Source organism: Rathayibacter sp. VKM Ac-2927 (genome assembly GCF_022815525.1).
GTDB lineage: Bacteria > Actinomycetota > Actinomycetes > Actinomycetales > Microbacteriaceae > Rathayibacter > Rathayibacter festucae.
Genome location: NZ_JALGRT010000003.1, coordinates 231,087 through 246,590 on the forward strand (window position 1 = coordinate 231,087; position 15,504 = coordinate 246,590).

The following is a 15,504-nucleotide window of genomic DNA, read 5'->3' on the forward strand; positions in this document are numbered from 1 at the left end:
GGGCCGGGTGTCGATCCGGGATCGCGCCGTTCGACCTCGAGGTGAGAAGGTCGCGAGACGCTCCTTCCATCACCGAGAGCCGGGAATCCCCTGATGCCGAAGTACATGCTGATCTGGCGCGCGACCGACGAGTCGCTGGCCGCGATGATGAACACCGATTTCAGCCAGATGCTGGAGTCGATGGGGCGCTTCAACGACGAGCTGATCCGGGCCGGAGTGCTGCTGGCCGCGGAGGGGCTGGACGACCCGAGCCAGGGGGTCGTCGTCGACTTCAGCGGCGAGACCCCGGTCGTCACGGACGGGCCCTACGGGGAGACGAAGGAGCTGTTCAACGGCTACTACGTCCTCGACGTCGCCTCGATCCAGGAGGCGGTCGAGTGGGCCAAGCGGGCGCCGATGACCGGCGGCGGCAAGGCCGAGATCCGCCGGATCCCCTCGATCGACGAGTTCCCGCAGGACAACGAGTACGTGCAGCGGGAGCGCGCCTGGCGTGAGCAGACCGGCCAGCTCTGACGCGAGGGCCGCCGTCGAGACGGTCTGGCGGATGGAGTCCGCCCGCATCGTCGGCGCCCTCGCCCGCTACACCGGCGACGTCGATCTCGCCGAGGATCTCGCCCAGGAGGCGGTCGCGGAAGCGCTCGTCTCCTGGGCGGTCGGCGGCGTGCCGGCGGAGCCCGTCGGCTGGCTGCTGACCACGGGCCGGCGCCGCGCGATCGACGCGTTCCGCCGGCGCGGGGCGCGCGACGCGCGGTACGCGCTGCTCGCCCGCGATCTCGACGAGGCGGGCCCGGGTCCGGATGCGCTCTTCGATCCCGACGCCATCGAGGACGACGTGCTCGCGCTGATGTTCACGGCCTGCCATCCGCTGCTGGCGAAGGAGGCCCGGATCGCGCTGACGCTGCGGCTGGTCGGCGGGCTCACCACGACCGAGATCGCGCAGGCGTTCCTCGTTCCGGTGGCGACGATCCAGGCCCGGATCACGAGGGCGAAGAAGACCCTCTCCGCCGCCCGGATCCCGTTCGCCGTCCCCGACGCGGAGGAGCGCCCCGCCCGCCTGGGCTCGGTGCTGCAGGTGGTCTACCTGATCTTCACGGAGGGCTCGTCCGCCACCGCCGGGGACGACTGGATGCGCACCGACCTCGCCGACGAGGCCCGGCGCCTCGCGCGGGGACTGGTCGCCCTCGCACCCGAGCCCGAGGTGCTCGGGCTCCTCGCCCTGCTCGAGCTCACCGCCGCCCGGTTCCCCGCCCGGCTCGGAGCGGACGGGCGCGCGATCCTGCTCGAGGACCAGGACCGGCGGCTCTGGGATCGGAGCGCGATCCGGCGCGGGCGCGCCGCTCTCGCGCAGGCCGTCTCGCCGCGCGGTCTCGGCGCCTTCGGTCTCCAGGCGTCGATCGCCGAGTGCCACGCGGTCGCCCCGTCGGTCGCGGAGACCGACTGGCGGCGGATCGTGGTCCTCTACGAGGCGCTCGGTCGGCTGACGCCCTCGCCGATCATCGAGCTCAACCGGGCGGTCGCCGTCGCGATGGCGACCGGACCCCGGGACGCGCTCGCCCTCGTCGACGACCTCGACGCGCGCGGGGTGCTCGCCGGCAGCCACCTCCTCCCCGCGGTCCGCGGAGAGCTGCTCGCCCGGCTCGGCCGCACCGCCGACGCGCGCGCCGAGTGGACGCGGGCGCTCGCGCGGTGCACGAACGCGGCGGAGCGCACCGTCCTCGAGGAGAAGATCGCCTCGCGGTAGAGGATCACCGACCAGGCGAGGGGCCGGACGGTCGCTGCACGCACGTGCTTAACGGGGGGTACCCCGGTCCGCGGGCGATCGAAGGGGATGCGTCACACTGAGCCCGTCGAGGATCGCGTCCCCATGCCCTTCGACCGGACCGCGGCGACGCTTCGCGGCACCGATGCCGGCCCGGCTCCCTCCCCGGCCGGCACTCCTTCCGATCCCTCGTCGGACCGACCGCTGCGGAGCGCCCCATGACTGAGCACGACCACACCGCCATCGACCCGACCGGCCCTTCGCGGCGCCGCGTCGCGCAGGCCGCCGGCTGGTCCGCGCCCCTCCTGATCGCTGCAGTCGGCGCTCCTGCCGCTCATGCGAGTGCGACTCCGCCTGCGGCGTTCGAAGGTCTCACGGGATTCTGGGGTGCCGTCTCCACGGAGCGCAGGATGTTCGACACCACCTTCACCGTGGTCAACACCGGCACGAGCAATTACGACTTCAACTCGATGACGATGTTCAGCCACAACTCCGCCGAGAGCGGCGACCAGGGGGCTCTCGTCATCATGGGCCTCAGTGGGTACATCCAGACGAACGAAGCCACGTACACCGGTCGATTGAACCGCTCGGCCGGGATCCCCTGCGTGCTCTACAGCCAGGAGGAGTCCGGCGTCATCGTTCCCGGCGGACAGCTCGTGATCGATGTCTCCCTGGGGCAGGCCCCCGGCAGCGTCGTCGAACTCGTCCCTGTCCTCGCCCCGTTCGCCATCTTCAACACCAGACCCGCACCGACCAGTTTCCCGACCAAGGTCTTCCGCTCCTGACCCTCGGATCCTGCCCGACGCCGGACGCCGCACTGCTGATCCGCGGGCTGGGAGTGCGGATCAGCGTCGACACCGGCGCCCTCTCGACGACCGACCGGGGTGCGCTCGAGGCGCTCTGGCGTCGCGCACGTCTCGCAGACCTCGACACGACGGCGGAGAGCTCCTTCTCGATGGCCGGAACAACGGATCCGTTCGAGCACAGTGCCGCCCTGGCGATCGCGGAGGTGACGCTGCGGGCGATCGAGGCCGCGCAGGGCTCGCTCCTGATGCTGCACGCCTGCGCTCTCGCGGACCCGACCGGCGCGGCGATCGTGCTCGTCGGACCCTCCGGCCGCGGGAAGACGACGGCCGCGGCGACCCTGGGCCGCTCCTACGGGTACCTCACCGACGAGACCACCGGCATCACTCCGGACGGGCGGATCCTCCCCTACGAGAAGCCCCTCCTGCTCCGCACCGCGGAGGGCATGCCCAAGCGGCCCTTCTCCCCGGACGAGCTCGGCCTCCTCCCCGCACCCGCCGACCCGCGGCTGGCCGCGCTCGTGATCCTGGACCGCGACCCGTACCTGATCGGGCCGGCCCATCTCGAACGCCTCGACCTGGCCGACGCGATCCCGCTCCTGGTCCCGGAGACGAGTGCCCTGCCGGCGCTCGAGAACGGCGTCCCGATCCTCGCCCGCCTCGCCGCCGGCATCGGCGGCGTGCACCGGGCCCGCTACCGCGATGCCGAGCAGCTCGTCCCGATCACCGCCGGGCTGCTCGCGGCGCCGCCCGCTCCGGACGAGAGCTGGCGGGAGGTCGAGGACCGGAACGCGGTCACGGACGGGCAGCGGGTCGTCGTCCTCGCCGCCGGCACAGTGCACGTGCTCGACGGGATCGCCGCGACCATCTGGCAGCACCCGCACCTGCGCGGCGACGCGCTCACCGCGGCCGTCACCGCACAGCACGGGCACGCCGACGACGCGCCGGATCGTGTTTGTGACGCGGCGGCGTCCCTGGTCGCGATCGGGCTGCGCGACGAGGCGTGAACACCAGCTACTGCTCCGCGGGCCGCGCGAAGAGCCGGGTCACAGTGCCGAGCCGGCGAGCTCCGCGCGGACGATCGCCGCACCGGCGGTCAGCGCGCTCAGCTTCCCGAGCGCGACCCCGCGCGGCAGGGGAGCCAGGCCGCAGTTCGAGCTCGGCAGGAGATCCGCCGCGTCGACGAACCGGAGGGCCTTGCGGAGGGTGTCGGCGACCTCCTCCGGGGTCTCGACGGTCTCGCTCGCCACGTCGATCGCGCCGAGCATGACCTTCTTGCCGCGGAGGAGCTCGATGAGCTCCATCGGGACGCGGGAGTGGTGGCACTCCAGCGACACGATGTCGATCGTGGAGCGCTGCAGCAGCGGGAACGACGTCTCGTACTGGCGCCATTCCGGCCCGAGGGTCTGCTTCCAGTCGGTGTTGGCCTTGATCCCGTAGCCGTAGCAGATGTGCACGGCCGTCTGGGCGCGCAGCCCCTCCGCCGCCCGCTCCAGGACCGCGACCCCCCAGTCCCGCACGTCGTCGTGGAAGACGTTGAAGGCCGGCTCGTCGAACTGGACGATGTCGACGCCGGCGGCCTCGAGCTCCCGCGCCTCCTGGTTGAGGATCGCCGCGAACTCCCAGGCCAGCTCCTCCCGGCTCCCGTAGTAGCGGTCGGCGAGGGTGTCGATCATGGTCATCGGACCGGGGAGGGCCCACTTGATCGGCTGCGACGTGTGCCGGCGGAGGAACGCCGCGTCGTCGACGAACACGGGCCGCTCGCGGCTCACGGCGCCGACGACGGTCGGCACGCTCGCGTCGTACCGGTCCCGGATCCGCACGGTCTCGCGGTTCACGTGGTCCACTCCGGCGAGGTGCTCGATGAAGGTCGTGACGAAGTGCTGCCGGGTCTGCTCGCCGTCGCTGATGATGTCGATGCCGCGCCGGTGCTGCTCGTGGGCGGCGATGCGCAGGGCGTCCTGCTTGCCCTCGACCAGCTCGTCGCCCTCGAGCTTCCAGGGGGACCAGAGGGTCTCCGGCTCGGCGAGCCAGGAGGGCTTGGGCAGGCTGCCGGCGATGGAGGTGGGCAGGAGAGTGTTCACGGGTGGCGATCCTTCTCTGATCAGCGGGCGGGGGTCCGGTGCTTCGACACCCAGGCGTCCAGCAGCTCCCGGTGCGGCTCGATGAAGTGCTCCGCCGTGTACGCGCCCTGCTCGACGGCGAGCCGATCGCGCTCGGCACGGTCGTAGTCGATCTGCGTCCGCGAGTAGTCCTGCTGCTGGAGGCTCGGCCGGAAGACGTCCGCCGCGGCGGAGTTCGTGTTGTAGATCTCCGGGCGGTAGATCTTCTGGAACGTCTCCATCGTGCTGATCGTGCCGGCCAGCTGGAGGTTCGAGTGGTCGTTGAGCAGGTCGCCGCGGAAGTAGTACGCGAGCGGCGCGACGGAGCCGGGCGCCAGGAAGTACCGGACCTGCAGCCCCATCCGGCCGAAGTACTCGTCGGTCAGGGACCGCTCGTCCTGCCGGTACTCGACGCCGAGGATCGGGTGGTGGTTCGAGGTCCGGTGGTAGGTCCTGCTCGTCGACACGCTGATGCAGATGACGGGCGGCGCGGAGAAGCGCTCCCGATAGGCGTCGGAGTCGAGGAAGCTCTGGAACAGGGCGCCGTGCAGGTCGCCGAAGTCGTCGGGAACGGTGAACTCCGTCGCGCCCTTGTTCGCCGCCGGCAGCCGCACGCTGAAGTCGAAGTCGCGGACGTAGGACGAGAAGTTGTTGCCGACGATCCCGTGGTGGCGCACGCCGGTCAGCTTGTCGCAGATCGTGACGTCGAGGACCTCGAGGAGAGGGAAGTCGCGGACCGCCTCCTCGGCGGGGAACCGCACCTCGACCGAGACGATCTCGAGCTCGACGGCGTAGCGGTCCCGGCCGGGGTTGTCCCAGTGGGCGAGGTCGTTGAACCGGCGGTCGATCATCGTCAGGGCGTTGCGGAGGTTCTGCCGGCGGTGCTCGCCCCGGGCGAGGTTGGCGAAGTTCGTGGTGGCCCGGGAGCTCGACGACGGCGAGTAGTGCTCGTCGAAGCAGGTCGTGGTGATCCTGAAGGTGACGTCGTTCGCCATGAGCGCCCAATCCGATGATCAGCAGGCCGCACCGGCCCTGGTGGAAGCGTGCGGGACAAGAGTGCCCGTCACTGGGAGGCATCGAAGAATCCGGCGCGACTATGCCGAGGTATAGTCCCGACCTATGGCACGTCGAACGGGCGGGATCTCGCTCCAGCAGCTCCACTACTTCGTCGAGGTCGCCTCCGAGGGCTCGATCTCCGCCGCCGCCGATCTGCTCTACGTCGCCCAGCCGACCATGTCCGCGGCGATGAAGGACCTCGAGACCCGGGTGGGACGCGCCCTCCTCGTCCGCGTCGCGCGCGGGGTCACCCTCACCACCGAGGGCACCGAGTTCCTCGGCTACGCCCGGCAGGTCATCGAGCAGGTGGCGCTCCTCGAGCAGCGCTACCTGGGGCGGCCGCCGTCGCGTCGCCTGCTCGGGGTGTCCACGCAGCACTACTCGTTCGCCGTCGACGCCTTCGTGCGGATGGTCCGGGGCACGGAGGGGGAGAAGTACGAGTTCTCGCTGCGCGAGACCCGCACCCGGGACATCATCGAGGACGTCCGCACGCTCCGCAGCGAGCTGGGGATCCTGTACCGGAACGACTTCAACCGGGACGTCATCGACAAGATCCTCCGGGACGCGGGGCTCGCCTTCCATCCCCTCTTCCTCGCCCTGCCGCACATCTTCGTCTCGCGGAGGAACCCGCTGGCCTCGCGCGAGCGGGTCACCCTCGCCGATCTCGCCGATCTGCCGCGGCTCACCTTCGACCAGGGGGCGGACAACTCCTTCTACTTCGCCGAGGAGATCCTGTCCACGCTGTCGAGCGACCGGGAGATCCGGGTGTCCGACCGGGCGACGATCTTCAATCTGATGATCGGCCTCGACGGCTACACCATCTCGACCGGGATCATCAGCGACGACCTCGACCCGGCCATCGTCGCCGTCCCGCTCGACGTCGACGAGCGCATCGAGATCGGCTGGATCGGGCACTCCGCCATCCCCCTCACCGAGCAGGCCCGGCGCTACCTGACCGAGGTGCGGGCCGTCGTGACCGAGGGCGGCCTCGACCTGCTCGGCTGAGCGGGGCTCGGCGGCGGCCCCGCCCAGCGGCGGGGACGAGGAACAGGCCTCCGTCCTGCAGGATCGGGTGGACCATCACGCCAGCGACGAGGTCGAGCGTCAGCCGGTCTGGAGCAGCTCTCGGTCCGACGCCGCGTCGATCGCGTCGATGTAGCGCGAGATCGCGTCGCGGTTCTGGATCAGGAAGTCGATCTTCTCGCTCATCCGGTCGCGCTCGGTCGTGAGCAGGTCCCGGAGTCCCGGCTCGGCGTTCTCGACCACGATCGTCTGCGGCTTGTCGAGGCAGGGCAGGATGTCGACGATGATCCGGGTCGGGATCCCGGAGTCGACGAGGCCGCGGATCTTCTTCACGCGGTCGACGAGGTAGTCGTCGTAGTCGCGGTAGCCGTTGTCGAGGCGGGTCGGGCGGATGAGGTCGTGCTCCTCGTAGTAGCGGAGCATCCGCGCCGCGACGCCCGTCTTCTTCGAGAGCTCTCCGATGCGCATGTCCGTCTCCTCCTGATCGCTTGACCTTCACACTAGTGCGAACGTTCAGGATGGAGGGAGGACTCAGCAGAAGGACGGACGGACATGAAGATCGGCATCATCGGCGCGGGAATGATCGGCACCACACTGGCGCAGCGGCTCGGCGAGGCCGGCCATGACGTCGGCATCGCCAACTCGCGCGGCCCCTCGACGATCAGCGCAGCGGCGCTGAGCGGGGGCGCGAAGGCCGTCGAAGCGCGGGACGCTCCTCTCCTGGCCGACGTCCTGATCGTGACGGTCCCGATCAGCCGCATCCCCGATCTCGCGCCGCTCGTGCGCGCCGCGCCCGCCGGCGCGGTGATCATCGACACCGGCAACTACTACCCGCTGCGCGACGGACGCATCGCTGAGCTCGAGAGCGGCCAGGTGGAGAGCCTCTGGGTGCAGGAGCAGCTCGGGCGCCCGGTGCTGAAGGCGTGGAACGCGATCACCTCGCAGTCCTTCAGCGAGCACGCCACGGCCGCGGGCACGCCCGATCGCATCGCGATCCCCGTCGCCGGGGACGACCCCGACGGCAAGCGCCTCGCGATGACCCTCGTCGAGGAGACCGGTTTCGACGCCTTCGACGCGGGTCCCCTCGCCGACTCCTGGCAGCAGCAGCCCGGCACCCCCGCGTACTGCACCGAGCGCACGGCCGCCGAGCTGCCGGGCTCTCTCGCCGCGGCCGATGCCGCTCGCTCCCCCCGCCGGCGGGATCTCGCGATCGCCGTCGTGACCGAGCGCGCCGAGGCGGAGGGCTCGATCAGCGCGGACTACCTCGTGCGGCTCAATCGCGCGATCTACTGAGCACCGATTCCGCGGATATCGCTTGACATTGCCACTGATGTCAAGGTTGAGCATGGAGTCATGACCACCTCCACGCGCCCGCTCGCACAGCCTCCGCACTCCGACCGGCTCAGGAAGGGGGACGGGCTCGTCATCGGTCTGCTGATGGCGTCAACGTTCCTCGTGCTGCTCAACGAGATGCTCCTCGGTGTCGCCCTGCCGACCCTCATCGCCGATCTTGAGATCAGCCCGGCGGCCGGCCAGTGGCTGACGACCGGCTACCTGCTGACCCTGGCGGTCCTCATCCCGGCCACCGGCTTCGTGATGCGGCGCTTCCACCTCCGCACGATCTTCCTGACCGCCCTCTCGGTCTTCATCGTCGGAACGGCTCTCGCCGCCGCCGCTCCGGGCTTCGAGCTCCTGCTCGTCGGGCGGATCGTGCAGGCCGTCGGAACAGCGGTCTTCGTGCCCCTGCTGATGACCACCGCGATCCGGCTCATCCCCGAGTCGCGGCGCGGCCGCATCATGGCGATCGTGACGGCGGTCCCGGCCATCGCTCCGGCCGTCGGCCCCGCCGTCTCGGGCCTCGTGCTGACCTACCTGCCTTGGCGCTGGCTCTTCCTGCTGGTGCTCCCGCTCGCGGTGCTCGCCCTCGTCGCCGGCGCGCTGAAGCTGAGGAACATCACCACGCCCGAGCGCGCCTCTCTGGACCTCCTCTCCCTGGTCCTGTCCGCGCTCGGCTTCGGCGGACTCGTGCTCGGGCTGTCCCTGATCGGCGAATCCGTCTCCGGTCACGCGCCGATGCCTCCGCTCCTGCCCCTCGTGATCGGGGTCGTCGGGGTCGGCGCGTTCGTCCTGCGCCAGGTGGCGCTGCGCCGACGAGGGAACGCGCTCCTGGACCTGCGCATCTTCCGCAGCCGCACGTTCGTGGTCGCGGTGGTGATCATGCTGTTCGTCGCGATGAACGGCTTCGGCGTCGCCCTCGTCCTCCCGTTCGTCCTGACCGGAGCGCTCGGGCTGAGCACCCTGTCGATCGGCCTGTTCCTCCTCCCGGGAGGCGTGATCATCTCGGTCGTGTCCGCGCTCGGCGGCCGTGTCTACGACCGCTTCGGTCCGCTGCCCCTGACGATCCCCGGCGCCGTGATCTGGACGGCGAGCATCTGGTTCCTCAGCACCCTCACCGACGCCGACAGCGTGTGGATGTACCTGACCGGCTACCTCGTGATGACGGCCGGGCAGGCGATGATCTGGGCGCCGGTGACCACCCTCGCCCTCTCCTCCCTCCGCTCGGAGCTCTACCCGCACGGCAGCGCCGCCTTCACCACGGTGCAGCAGCTCGCGGGCGCCGCGGGCGGCGCGGTGCTGATCTCCGCCTACACGATCGGCTCGAACGCCGCGGACGCAGGGCAGCTGAGCGTCGCCGAGACCGTCTCCGCTGGGCAGGCCGCCTTCATGACCGGCGGGATCCTCGCGATCGCAGGGCTCATCGGAACACTGTTCATCGGACGCCGGCGCCGCGCCGACCAGCCCGAGACGGCATGACGCGATGCGGTCGGCAGGGGAGGAGGGCTCCCCGGTCGTCGACGGGGCGTCTCGCGCCGGTCAGTACGGTCGGACGATGACGCCCTTCACCGTTCCCCTGGCCGAGCGGTACTTCGACGACTACCGTCCCGGACTCGGAGGCACCTCCGGGCCGATCGAGGTGACCGAAGCCGAGATCATCGCCTTCGCCACGGCGTTCGACCCGCACAGCATGCACACCGACCCTGAGGCCGCCCGTGCGGGCGACTTCGGCGGCCTGATCGCCAGCGGCTGGCACACCACGGCGATGACGATGCGGCTCCTGGTCGACACCTTCCTCAACGAGCGCGCCAGCATCGCCTCGCCGGGAGTGGACGACCTGCGCTGGCACCTCCCGGTGCGCCCGGGCGACCGGCTGCGTGGCCGCTTCCTCGTCCTCTCCGCGCGCCCCTCCACCTCACGACCCGACAGGGGCCTCGTCCGCATCGGCATCGAGCTGCTCGACCAGCACGACGAGACGGTCATGTCCCAGACCCTGCTCGTCCTCCTCCGCCGCGGACCCCGCGGCAGCTGATCCCGCGCGATCGCTCAGGAGATCTGCGCGGCCTCGTGCTGCGCCTCGCGGGGGCGGTGGCCGGCTCGGCGCTCGGTGAGGAGGAAGACGACGAGGAGGACGACTCCGACCAGGATCACGACGATGTTGCCGAGCTGGGCGAGGGCGGAGAGGGCGCCGCCGGCCGGGTAGGTGCCCTGCATGAAGATGCTGGGGTCGGTGCTGGCGTGCAGCAGGATCGGCGCGATGATCGTGCGGGTCACGCGCATCGCGAGGTACATGCAGAAGCCGAAGAAGAACGTGTAGAGGATCTGCAGCAGCGTCGGCAGGAGCGGCTGGCCGACGAAGAGGTTGGTGGCGTGCAGCAGGGCGAACAGGGCGGCGGAGACCAGTCCGACGGCGATCTCGGAGCGACCCGACGAGCGCATGATCCGCACGACGTAGCCGCGGGTGAGGAGCTCCTCGGAGAAGCCGATGACGAGTCCGGCGAGCAGCCAGGCGGCCACCCAGTCGAACCCGGCCGCGGAGTAGTCGATGCTCGCGAAGCGCATCACGTTGAAGAGCAGGACGACCGCGATCGCGATCCACATCCAGCCGCCGCCGCGAGGGGACTGCCGCTCGAACGTGCTCCGCAGCCAGCCGAGGCTCGCGCCGAAGCCGACCAGGAGGAGACTGCCGATGAGGACCGGTACGACGATGAGGACGACGACGTAGCTCGCGGAATCCGCGTCACCGATGAAGGGCACAAACGGAGCCATCAGCAGTGAGGCCGGCTCGTAGATCGCGAGGTAGCCGACCGCGAGGATCAGAGCCTTCCACCACCGCCCGTGGTCCCAGAACCGCGCCCACGCCGACCGTTCCACCGTGCTGTTCATCGCTCATCCCCCCGGATCGAGACCAGTAGACCACACACGACGACCGCTCGAGGGCCGCCCGCTCGTGGCGAGGAGCTCGGTCGCTTCCCGGAACTCTGCTCACCGACGCCGCCCGAAGGACCGGGGTCGCCGGCTACCCGGGTGACGGCGAGCAGCGCTGGCCGGCCGTCCACGCCCGGGACGCCGCCTCGCTCTTCCGGATCGCGCTCGAGTCCGTGCCGGGCGGCACCGCCTGGCACGCCGTGGCCGACGAGGGCGACCGCGTGCTCGACATCGCCACCGTGGTCGGGCGCCGCCTGGGGCTGCCCGTCGAGTCCGTGCCGGACGACACCTTCGGCCCCTTCGGGCCGATCCTCGCGATGGACCAGCCGTCCTCCAGCGCACGCACCCGACAAGCGGTCGGATGGGAGCCGACGCACTCGAGCCTCCTCGAGCACCTCGAGGCACTGCAGTCCTAGCCGATCGCTCCGCGCCGATGGAACGTCGGGATCTCGTCTCGGCAGGGAGGGAGCGCCGGCTGCATCCTCAGCCGAAGAGATCGTTCCGCGACCGTCGCGATCCGGTCGTCACACTGGCAGGCTGAGGCCGGACGTGGAGGGAACCGGTGATCACCGACGCTGAGCTTCGTGAGGCGCTGAGCCCGGTCTTCGAGGAGATGCTCAGCGAGCACGAATTCGCCTCGCTGCGCCTCTTCTTCACGCGCCTGTTCATCGACGGCACAGAGCGTCCCCTCAACGGCGGCGAGAGCCTGGACGATGGCGACGTGCGCGTCCACCGGGAGATCCTCGGTGAACCGGGATCGGCCCGCGGGTTGCAGCGCGGCGTCGATCCTGCTGATTTCGCACTCGCGGTCCGGAGCGATCTCCAGGACTTCATCGCGGAGAGCTCGTTCGGGTGGGGTCAGCTCAGAGGCCCCCGATCTCTGCTCTGACCCGTCCTTGTGAGCAGGTGGGGTCCAGCAGGGGGTCGGGGCAGGAACGCGAGTGGAGGAGCGACGGGTGCTCGACGTCGGCGTCGGGTAGCTTCGGGATATGGATGAGGCCACTGAGCCGTCTGCTCGTGGGTGGCGAATCGATCTCAGCGACCCGCCGAGGCTTCTGGCAGGCGAAGAGGAAGCGGCTCTCGTGCACGCCTCGGAGGAGAGTGCACTTCTTCGCAGTCAGCTCTCGGGATCCGGTGAGTGGGAGAAAGTCCTCTCTGCTGCGCGCTCCGCTGCTTTTCTCGGTGCCGACGAGCACGAGCTCGCCGTCGCGACCGGGTTCACGCTCGAGGCCGTTCGGTCGATGCTTCGGGAAGCGTGAACCTCGGTCCGGATCGTCCCGTCGGGGTCGGCCCGCCAGGTCGGCCGGCGGCTCTGGTTCGAGCGTCGGCCTGCGGTGAGTCATGAGCAGTCCGCTGTCGAGTGCGTCAGGGAGGGCGCTAGCTGTCCGTCGCTCGGAGCGTCGCCACGAGCTCCTGCAGTTCGGCTGCGTGGGCCCGCTTCCACTCGCGGATCACAGGGGTCGCGAGCGGATCCGTGTCCTCCGACAGGGAGACGTACTCCAGCACGGCCACCTCGAGAACCGTGGCGAACACGTCGTCGTCCGGCTCCTTGAGAGTGCCGACCAGGGCGACGGTCGCAGTGTGAGCGATACCTGCTCCGGAGAGGGTGACCGTCCACGCCTGGACGGGAGTGTCGGCTGTCCGAGTCGCGTCATCGGTTCTCGCGTGAGTGATCTCGATCACTACTCCGCCTACTGCGCGCTGCACGGCCCGATCGTACTCAGCTGCTCTCTGCGCAGCCGAGCGTCCCGTGAAGGGATCGTCTGAATCGTCTGCGGGCCGAAACCGTCGCCGTCAGCGTATGGATGCAGTTCGCCGCAAAGGCGGGAGGGTCGGCTCACCGGACCGCTTCACCCTCACTCCGGTGCGTACGACGCGATGGTGAACGTCGTGCCTCCCGGCGTGAAGTCGCCGGCGAGACGGATGAGCTTGCGGTGGTCGAGCCAACCGTGGGCTCTCGACTCGGCGCGGTCCGTGGTCTCCACGGAGAGCTCGAACCGGCGCTCCTCCTTCACCTCGTGCACCCACTCGAGCACCTCCGCGACCGAACCCGCACCGGTGATCCGCTGCGGGTCGTGGCGCGCCGATTGCTCGATGTCGTCTCCGGTCCAGAAACAGACCCAGTAGATCGACGGGTCCTCCCGCGGTGCGTCGAAGTACGACTCGTCCCATTCGGCGTGCATTCGCCCTCCTCGCCGGTCCCACGCTAGCCCCGTCCTCGAGTCGGAGGCCGTCCCGTGTGGAGGTCGGTCAGCCAGGTGGCGTTCCGCCGCTCCAGGCGTCCCGAACGGGAACGGTCCACAGCCGGTCCTCACTCCCCGAAACCGGCTCCCGTCGGTTCTTCGGCGTTTCGGATGACAGAGAGCAGGAGCTCGTTCAGCTGTCCGGCGGCCGCCGCGCTGAGGCCGACGTCGCTCAGGTCATTGGTCGCCATCGCGACCGCGCGGGCCGCGGTGACCATTCGCCCCCCTTCTTCAGTGATGCGCACGGGGTTGCGTCGGCCCTTGCCTCGGATCCCGACGCGCTCGATCAGCTCTCGCCGCTCCATGCCGTCGAGGACCTCGGACATCGTCTGCGGGCGGACGAAGACCGCGCGGGCGATCTCGGCGGACGTCAGCTGCACTCCACCGGTGAGGCAGGAGAGGACGCCGAACTGCACCAGGCTCATGTCGTGCTCCGCGAGCCCGGCAGTGATCCGTGCGCCGATGATCCGCGCGACCTTGACCGCGTTCCAGCCGAGGACGGCGTCGAGTCCCTCGTCATCGCCCATCCCGATGTCCTCTCCCATGACGCAGAAGCAGGAACCTGGTTTAGGGTGACCTGCAGGAACCTGCTACCGCAGATCCTTCCTTGGAGTGTGCACCACTCCTCGGGCCACGTCGATTCGACAGGACACCCCATGACCCGCACGCCGATCCCCGACAACCGAGGCCGATGGGGCGCCGACGACGACCTCGGCACTCTCAACCTCATCGACGACGCCGCTCGCCGGCGTGCAGCGGAGGAGGTGCGGACCGGCCGTTGGGCCTCGCTCGCCCTGCCGGTCGCTCCCGCATCCATGCTCGGCGGGCCGTTCGCCCCGCCGTCCCCGCCGTCGCCGCCCGTGCAGCAGGCGCTGCTTCACACCGGTACGCCGCCGATGGGCATGTCCGAGGTGCTCGTCGTGACGCCGCACCACCCGGCGATGACCCACCTGGACGCGTTCGCCCACCTGCCTGTCGAGGACGGAGTCGTGTACCCGGGCCGGCCTGTCGGCGAAGCGGTCACCGCCGGCGGTGTGCAGCACGGATCCACCACGTCCTTCGCCGCGGGCATCGTCACGCGCGGCGTCCTCCTCGACCTCGCGCCGCAGGGACGGCTGCCCGCAGCGCACGCGATCATCGCCGCCGACCTCGACGCGGCCGAGGACCGCGCAGGCGTCGCTCTGCAGCCCGGTGATGCGCTGGTCGTGCGCAGCGGATGGGGCTTCTCCTGGAACTCGGAGGAGCAGGGGCCCGGCATGACCGTCGATGCAGTGACCTGGATGCACGACCGAGGTGTGGCGCTCTACGCCGGAGACGTCGGCGACAGCTTCCCGCCTCTCGACCCGGAGATCCCGATGCCGATGCACATGGTCGCGCTCGCGCGACTGGGCATGCCGCTCATCGACAGCGCGAACGTCGAACAGGTCAGTGCACTCTGCGCGGAGCTGTCACGCTCGTCGTTCCTGCTCAGCGTGGCTCCGCCCCGCCTGCTCGGACTCACCGGTGTTCCGGTGAACCCGATCGCCGTCTTCTGAGGATCCGGTACCCGCTTCCGACGAGGTTCGCGGACGCGACCCTGCGGCGGACGGCGTGCCGCGCTTCTCACCCTCCCTGGGTGAGGCCGGTGATCAGGTTGATGGCGACGGCCACGACGAAGGTGCCGAAGAAGTAGGACAGCAGGGCGTGGGCCAGGGCGATGCGGCGTGAGGGGGTGGAGGACTGGGTGATGTTGCTCGCGCTGTAGGCCATCCCGATCGAGAAGGCGGTGTAGGCGAAGTCGCTGTAGGACGGCTCCTCGTCCTGGTCGAAGTCGAAGCGGTGGCGGTCGTCGAGGTAGTACATGCGCGCGTATTTGAAGGCGTAGACGGTGTTGATGAGCGCCCAGGCCGCGACGACCCCGACGACCGCGAGGATCGCGGCCGCGGATCCGACGGGGTCCTTCTGCTGGCTGCGGAGGAGCGCGACGACCACGAGGACGAGGCTGAGGAAGGTGGCGGCGATGATGAGCGAGTCGACCAGCTTCCGGGACCGGTCCTCGTGGCGGGCGAGGTCGCGGGTGCGCTCGGGGTCGGCCGGCCACGCCGTCGACCAGGCCCAGACGAGGAACACCGCCGCGGCGATCGCCCAGCCGAGCAGAGGTGACAGATCGGGGACACCGAGGAGCGCGGTGATCGCCGCGACGGCCGCCCCGACGAGTGCGGCGACACCGGCCTTGACGGACAGGTGGGACATGACGGTTCCTTTCTGAACGGTGG

20 protein-coding genes are annotated in these 15,504 nt (G+C 70.2%); 12 read left to right on the top strand and 8 right to left on the bottom strand.

The window, feature by feature from the left end; translation table 11 throughout:
• Positions 1 to 93: 93 nt before the first annotated feature.
• The 4 genes from MT353_RS10200 to MT353_RS10215 all read left to right on the top strand — a co-directional run bounded on the left by MT353_RS10200 (position 94) and on the right by MT353_RS10215 (position 3,569).
• On the top strand, positions 94 to 513 hold the full coding sequence (locus MT353_RS10200) for a YciI family protein (RefSeq protein ID WP_123704001.1): 420 nt from the start codon (positions 94 to 96) through the stop codon (positions 511 to 513).
• Between the two features lie 31 nt (positions 514 to 544).
• A complete protein-coding gene (locus tag MT353_RS10205; protein WP_243600287.1) occupies positions 545 to 1,741 on the top strand; it encodes an RNA polymerase sigma factor in 1,197 nt (398 codons plus the stop codon).
• A gap of 428 nt (positions 1,742 to 2,169) precedes the next feature.
• Positions 2,170 to 2,544, top strand: a complete 375-nt coding sequence (locus MT353_RS10210) for a hypothetical protein (protein ID WP_243600078.1) — start codon at positions 2,170 to 2,172, stop codon at positions 2,542 to 2,544.
• Positions 2,545 to 2,597: 53 nt separating this feature from the next.
• On the top strand, positions 2,598 to 3,569 hold the full coding sequence (locus MT353_RS10215; RefSeq protein ID WP_243600079.1) for a hypothetical protein: 972 nt from the start codon (positions 2,598 to 2,600) through the stop codon (positions 3,567 to 3,569).
• Positions 3,570 to 3,608: 39 nt separating this feature from the next.
• On the opposite strand, the gene MT353_RS10220 is transcribed toward MT353_RS10215, so the two are convergent.
• Entirely contained in the window at positions 3,609 to 4,646 is a 1,038-nt protein-coding gene (locus MT353_RS10220; protein WP_243624319.1) for a methionine synthase, read from the bottom strand.
• A gap of 20 nt (positions 4,647 to 4,666) precedes the next feature.
• Positions 4,667 to 5,659, bottom strand: a complete 993-nt coding sequence (locus MT353_RS10225; protein WP_243600081.1) for a putative oxygenase MesX — start codon at positions 5,657 to 5,659, stop codon at positions 4,667 to 4,669.
• A gap of 124 nt (positions 5,660 to 5,783) precedes the next feature.
• Here MT353_RS10225 and MT353_RS10230 point away from each other — a divergent pair, with 124 nt between their 5' ends.
• On the top strand, positions 5,784 to 6,725 hold the full coding sequence (locus MT353_RS10230) for a LysR family transcriptional regulator (protein ID WP_123703993.1): 942 nt from the start codon (positions 5,784 to 5,786) through the stop codon (positions 6,723 to 6,725).
• Positions 6,726 to 6,824: 99 nt separating this feature from the next.
• Here the strand turns inward: MT353_RS10230 and MT353_RS10235 are convergent, their stop codons facing one another.
• On the bottom strand, positions 6,825 to 7,211 hold the full coding sequence (locus tag MT353_RS10235) for a MerR family transcriptional regulator (RefSeq protein WP_127886746.1): 387 nt from the start codon (positions 7,209 to 7,211) through the stop codon (positions 6,825 to 6,827).
• 84 nt (positions 7,212 to 7,295) lie between these two features.
• Here MT353_RS10235 and MT353_RS10240 point away from each other — a divergent pair, with 84 nt between their 5' ends.
• The 3 genes from MT353_RS10240 to MT353_RS10250 all read left to right on the top strand — a co-directional run bounded on the left by MT353_RS10240 (position 7,296) and on the right by MT353_RS10250 (position 10,110).
• The gene (locus tag MT353_RS10240) at positions 7,296 to 8,036 is read left to right on the top strand and encodes an NADPH-dependent F420 reductase (RefSeq protein ID WP_243600082.1); all 741 of its coding nucleotides are present in this window, start codon (positions 7,296 to 7,298) and stop codon (positions 8,034 to 8,036) included.
• A 60-nt stretch (positions 8,037 to 8,096) separates the two neighbouring features.
• Complete coding sequence (locus MT353_RS10245; RefSeq protein WP_243600083.1) at positions 8,097 to 9,557, top strand: DHA2 family efflux MFS transporter permease subunit; 1,461 nt, start codon at positions 8,097 to 8,099, stop codon at positions 9,555 to 9,557.
• Positions 9,558 to 9,633: 76 nt separating this feature from the next.
• Positions 9,634 to 10,110 (top strand): MaoC family dehydratase, encoded by a 477-nt coding sequence (locus tag MT353_RS10250; RefSeq protein WP_243624320.1) that lies wholly within the window; start codon positions 9,634 to 9,636, stop codon positions 10,108 to 10,110.
• Positions 10,111 to 10,124: 14 nt separating this feature from the next.
• Here MT353_RS10250 and MT353_RS10255 read toward each other — a convergent pair whose 3' ends face one another.
• Positions 10,125 to 10,964, bottom strand: coding sequence for a CPBP family intramembrane glutamic endopeptidase (locus MT353_RS10255; RefSeq protein WP_243600085.1), 840 nt, complete (start codon positions 10,962 to 10,964; stop codon positions 10,125 to 10,127).
• Positions 10,965 to 11,179: 215 nt separating this feature from the next.
• Here MT353_RS10255 and MT353_RS10260 point away from each other — a divergent pair, with 215 nt between their 5' ends.
• The 3 genes from MT353_RS10260 (at position 11,180) to MT353_RS10270 (ending at position 12,265) form a co-directional block, all read left to right on the top strand.
• The gene (locus MT353_RS10260; RefSeq protein ID WP_243600086.1) at positions 11,180 to 11,422 is read left to right on the top strand and encodes a nucleoside-diphosphate sugar epimerase; all 243 of its coding nucleotides are present in this window, start codon (positions 11,180 to 11,182) and stop codon (positions 11,420 to 11,422) included.
• A 146-nt stretch (positions 11,423 to 11,568) separates the two neighbouring features.
• A complete protein-coding gene (locus tag MT353_RS10265) occupies positions 11,569 to 11,895 on the top strand; it encodes a hypothetical protein (RefSeq protein WP_243600087.1) in 327 nt (108 codons plus the stop codon).
• A gap of 100 nt (positions 11,896 to 11,995) precedes the next feature.
• Positions 11,996 to 12,265 carry a hypothetical protein gene (locus MT353_RS10270; RefSeq protein WP_243600088.1) on the top strand — a complete coding sequence of 90 codons (270 nt, stop codon included), beginning with the start codon at positions 11,996 to 11,998 and terminating at the stop codon, positions 12,263 to 12,265.
• Positions 12,266 to 12,383: 118 nt separating this feature from the next.
• Here the strand turns inward: MT353_RS10270 and MT353_RS10275 are convergent, their stop codons facing one another.
• From MT353_RS10275 to MT353_RS10285, 3 genes are all read right to left on the bottom strand, one after another.
• On the bottom strand, positions 12,384 to 12,713 hold the full coding sequence (locus MT353_RS10275) for a hypothetical protein (protein WP_243600089.1): 330 nt from the start codon (positions 12,711 to 12,713) through the stop codon (positions 12,384 to 12,386).
• Positions 12,714 to 12,862: 149 nt separating this feature from the next.
• Positions 12,863 to 13,189, bottom strand: a complete 327-nt coding sequence (locus MT353_RS10280; protein ID WP_243600090.1) for a hypothetical protein — start codon at positions 13,187 to 13,189, stop codon at positions 12,863 to 12,865.
• A 128-nt stretch (positions 13,190 to 13,317) separates the two neighbouring features.
• Positions 13,318 to 13,674: a MarR family winged helix-turn-helix transcriptional regulator gene (locus MT353_RS10285; protein WP_243624321.1), complete on the bottom strand. Its 357-nt coding sequence runs from the start codon at positions 13,672 to 13,674 to the stop codon at positions 13,318 to 13,320.
• A 3-nt stretch (positions 13,675 to 13,677) separates the two neighbouring features.
• Between MT353_RS10285 and MT353_RS10290 the strand changes: the two genes are divergently transcribed.
• Positions 13,678 to 14,784, top strand: coding sequence for a cyclase family protein (locus MT353_RS10290; RefSeq protein ID WP_243616298.1), 1,107 nt, complete (start codon positions 13,678 to 13,680; stop codon positions 14,782 to 14,784).
• 67 nt (positions 14,785 to 14,851) lie between these two features.
• Here the strand turns inward: MT353_RS10290 and MT353_RS10295 are convergent, their stop codons facing one another.
• Positions 14,852 to 15,481, bottom strand: a complete 630-nt coding sequence (locus MT353_RS10295; RefSeq protein WP_243624322.1) for a DUF1345 domain-containing protein — start codon at positions 15,479 to 15,481, stop codon at positions 14,852 to 14,854.
• Between the last annotated feature and the right edge of the window lie 23 nt (positions 15,482 to 15,504).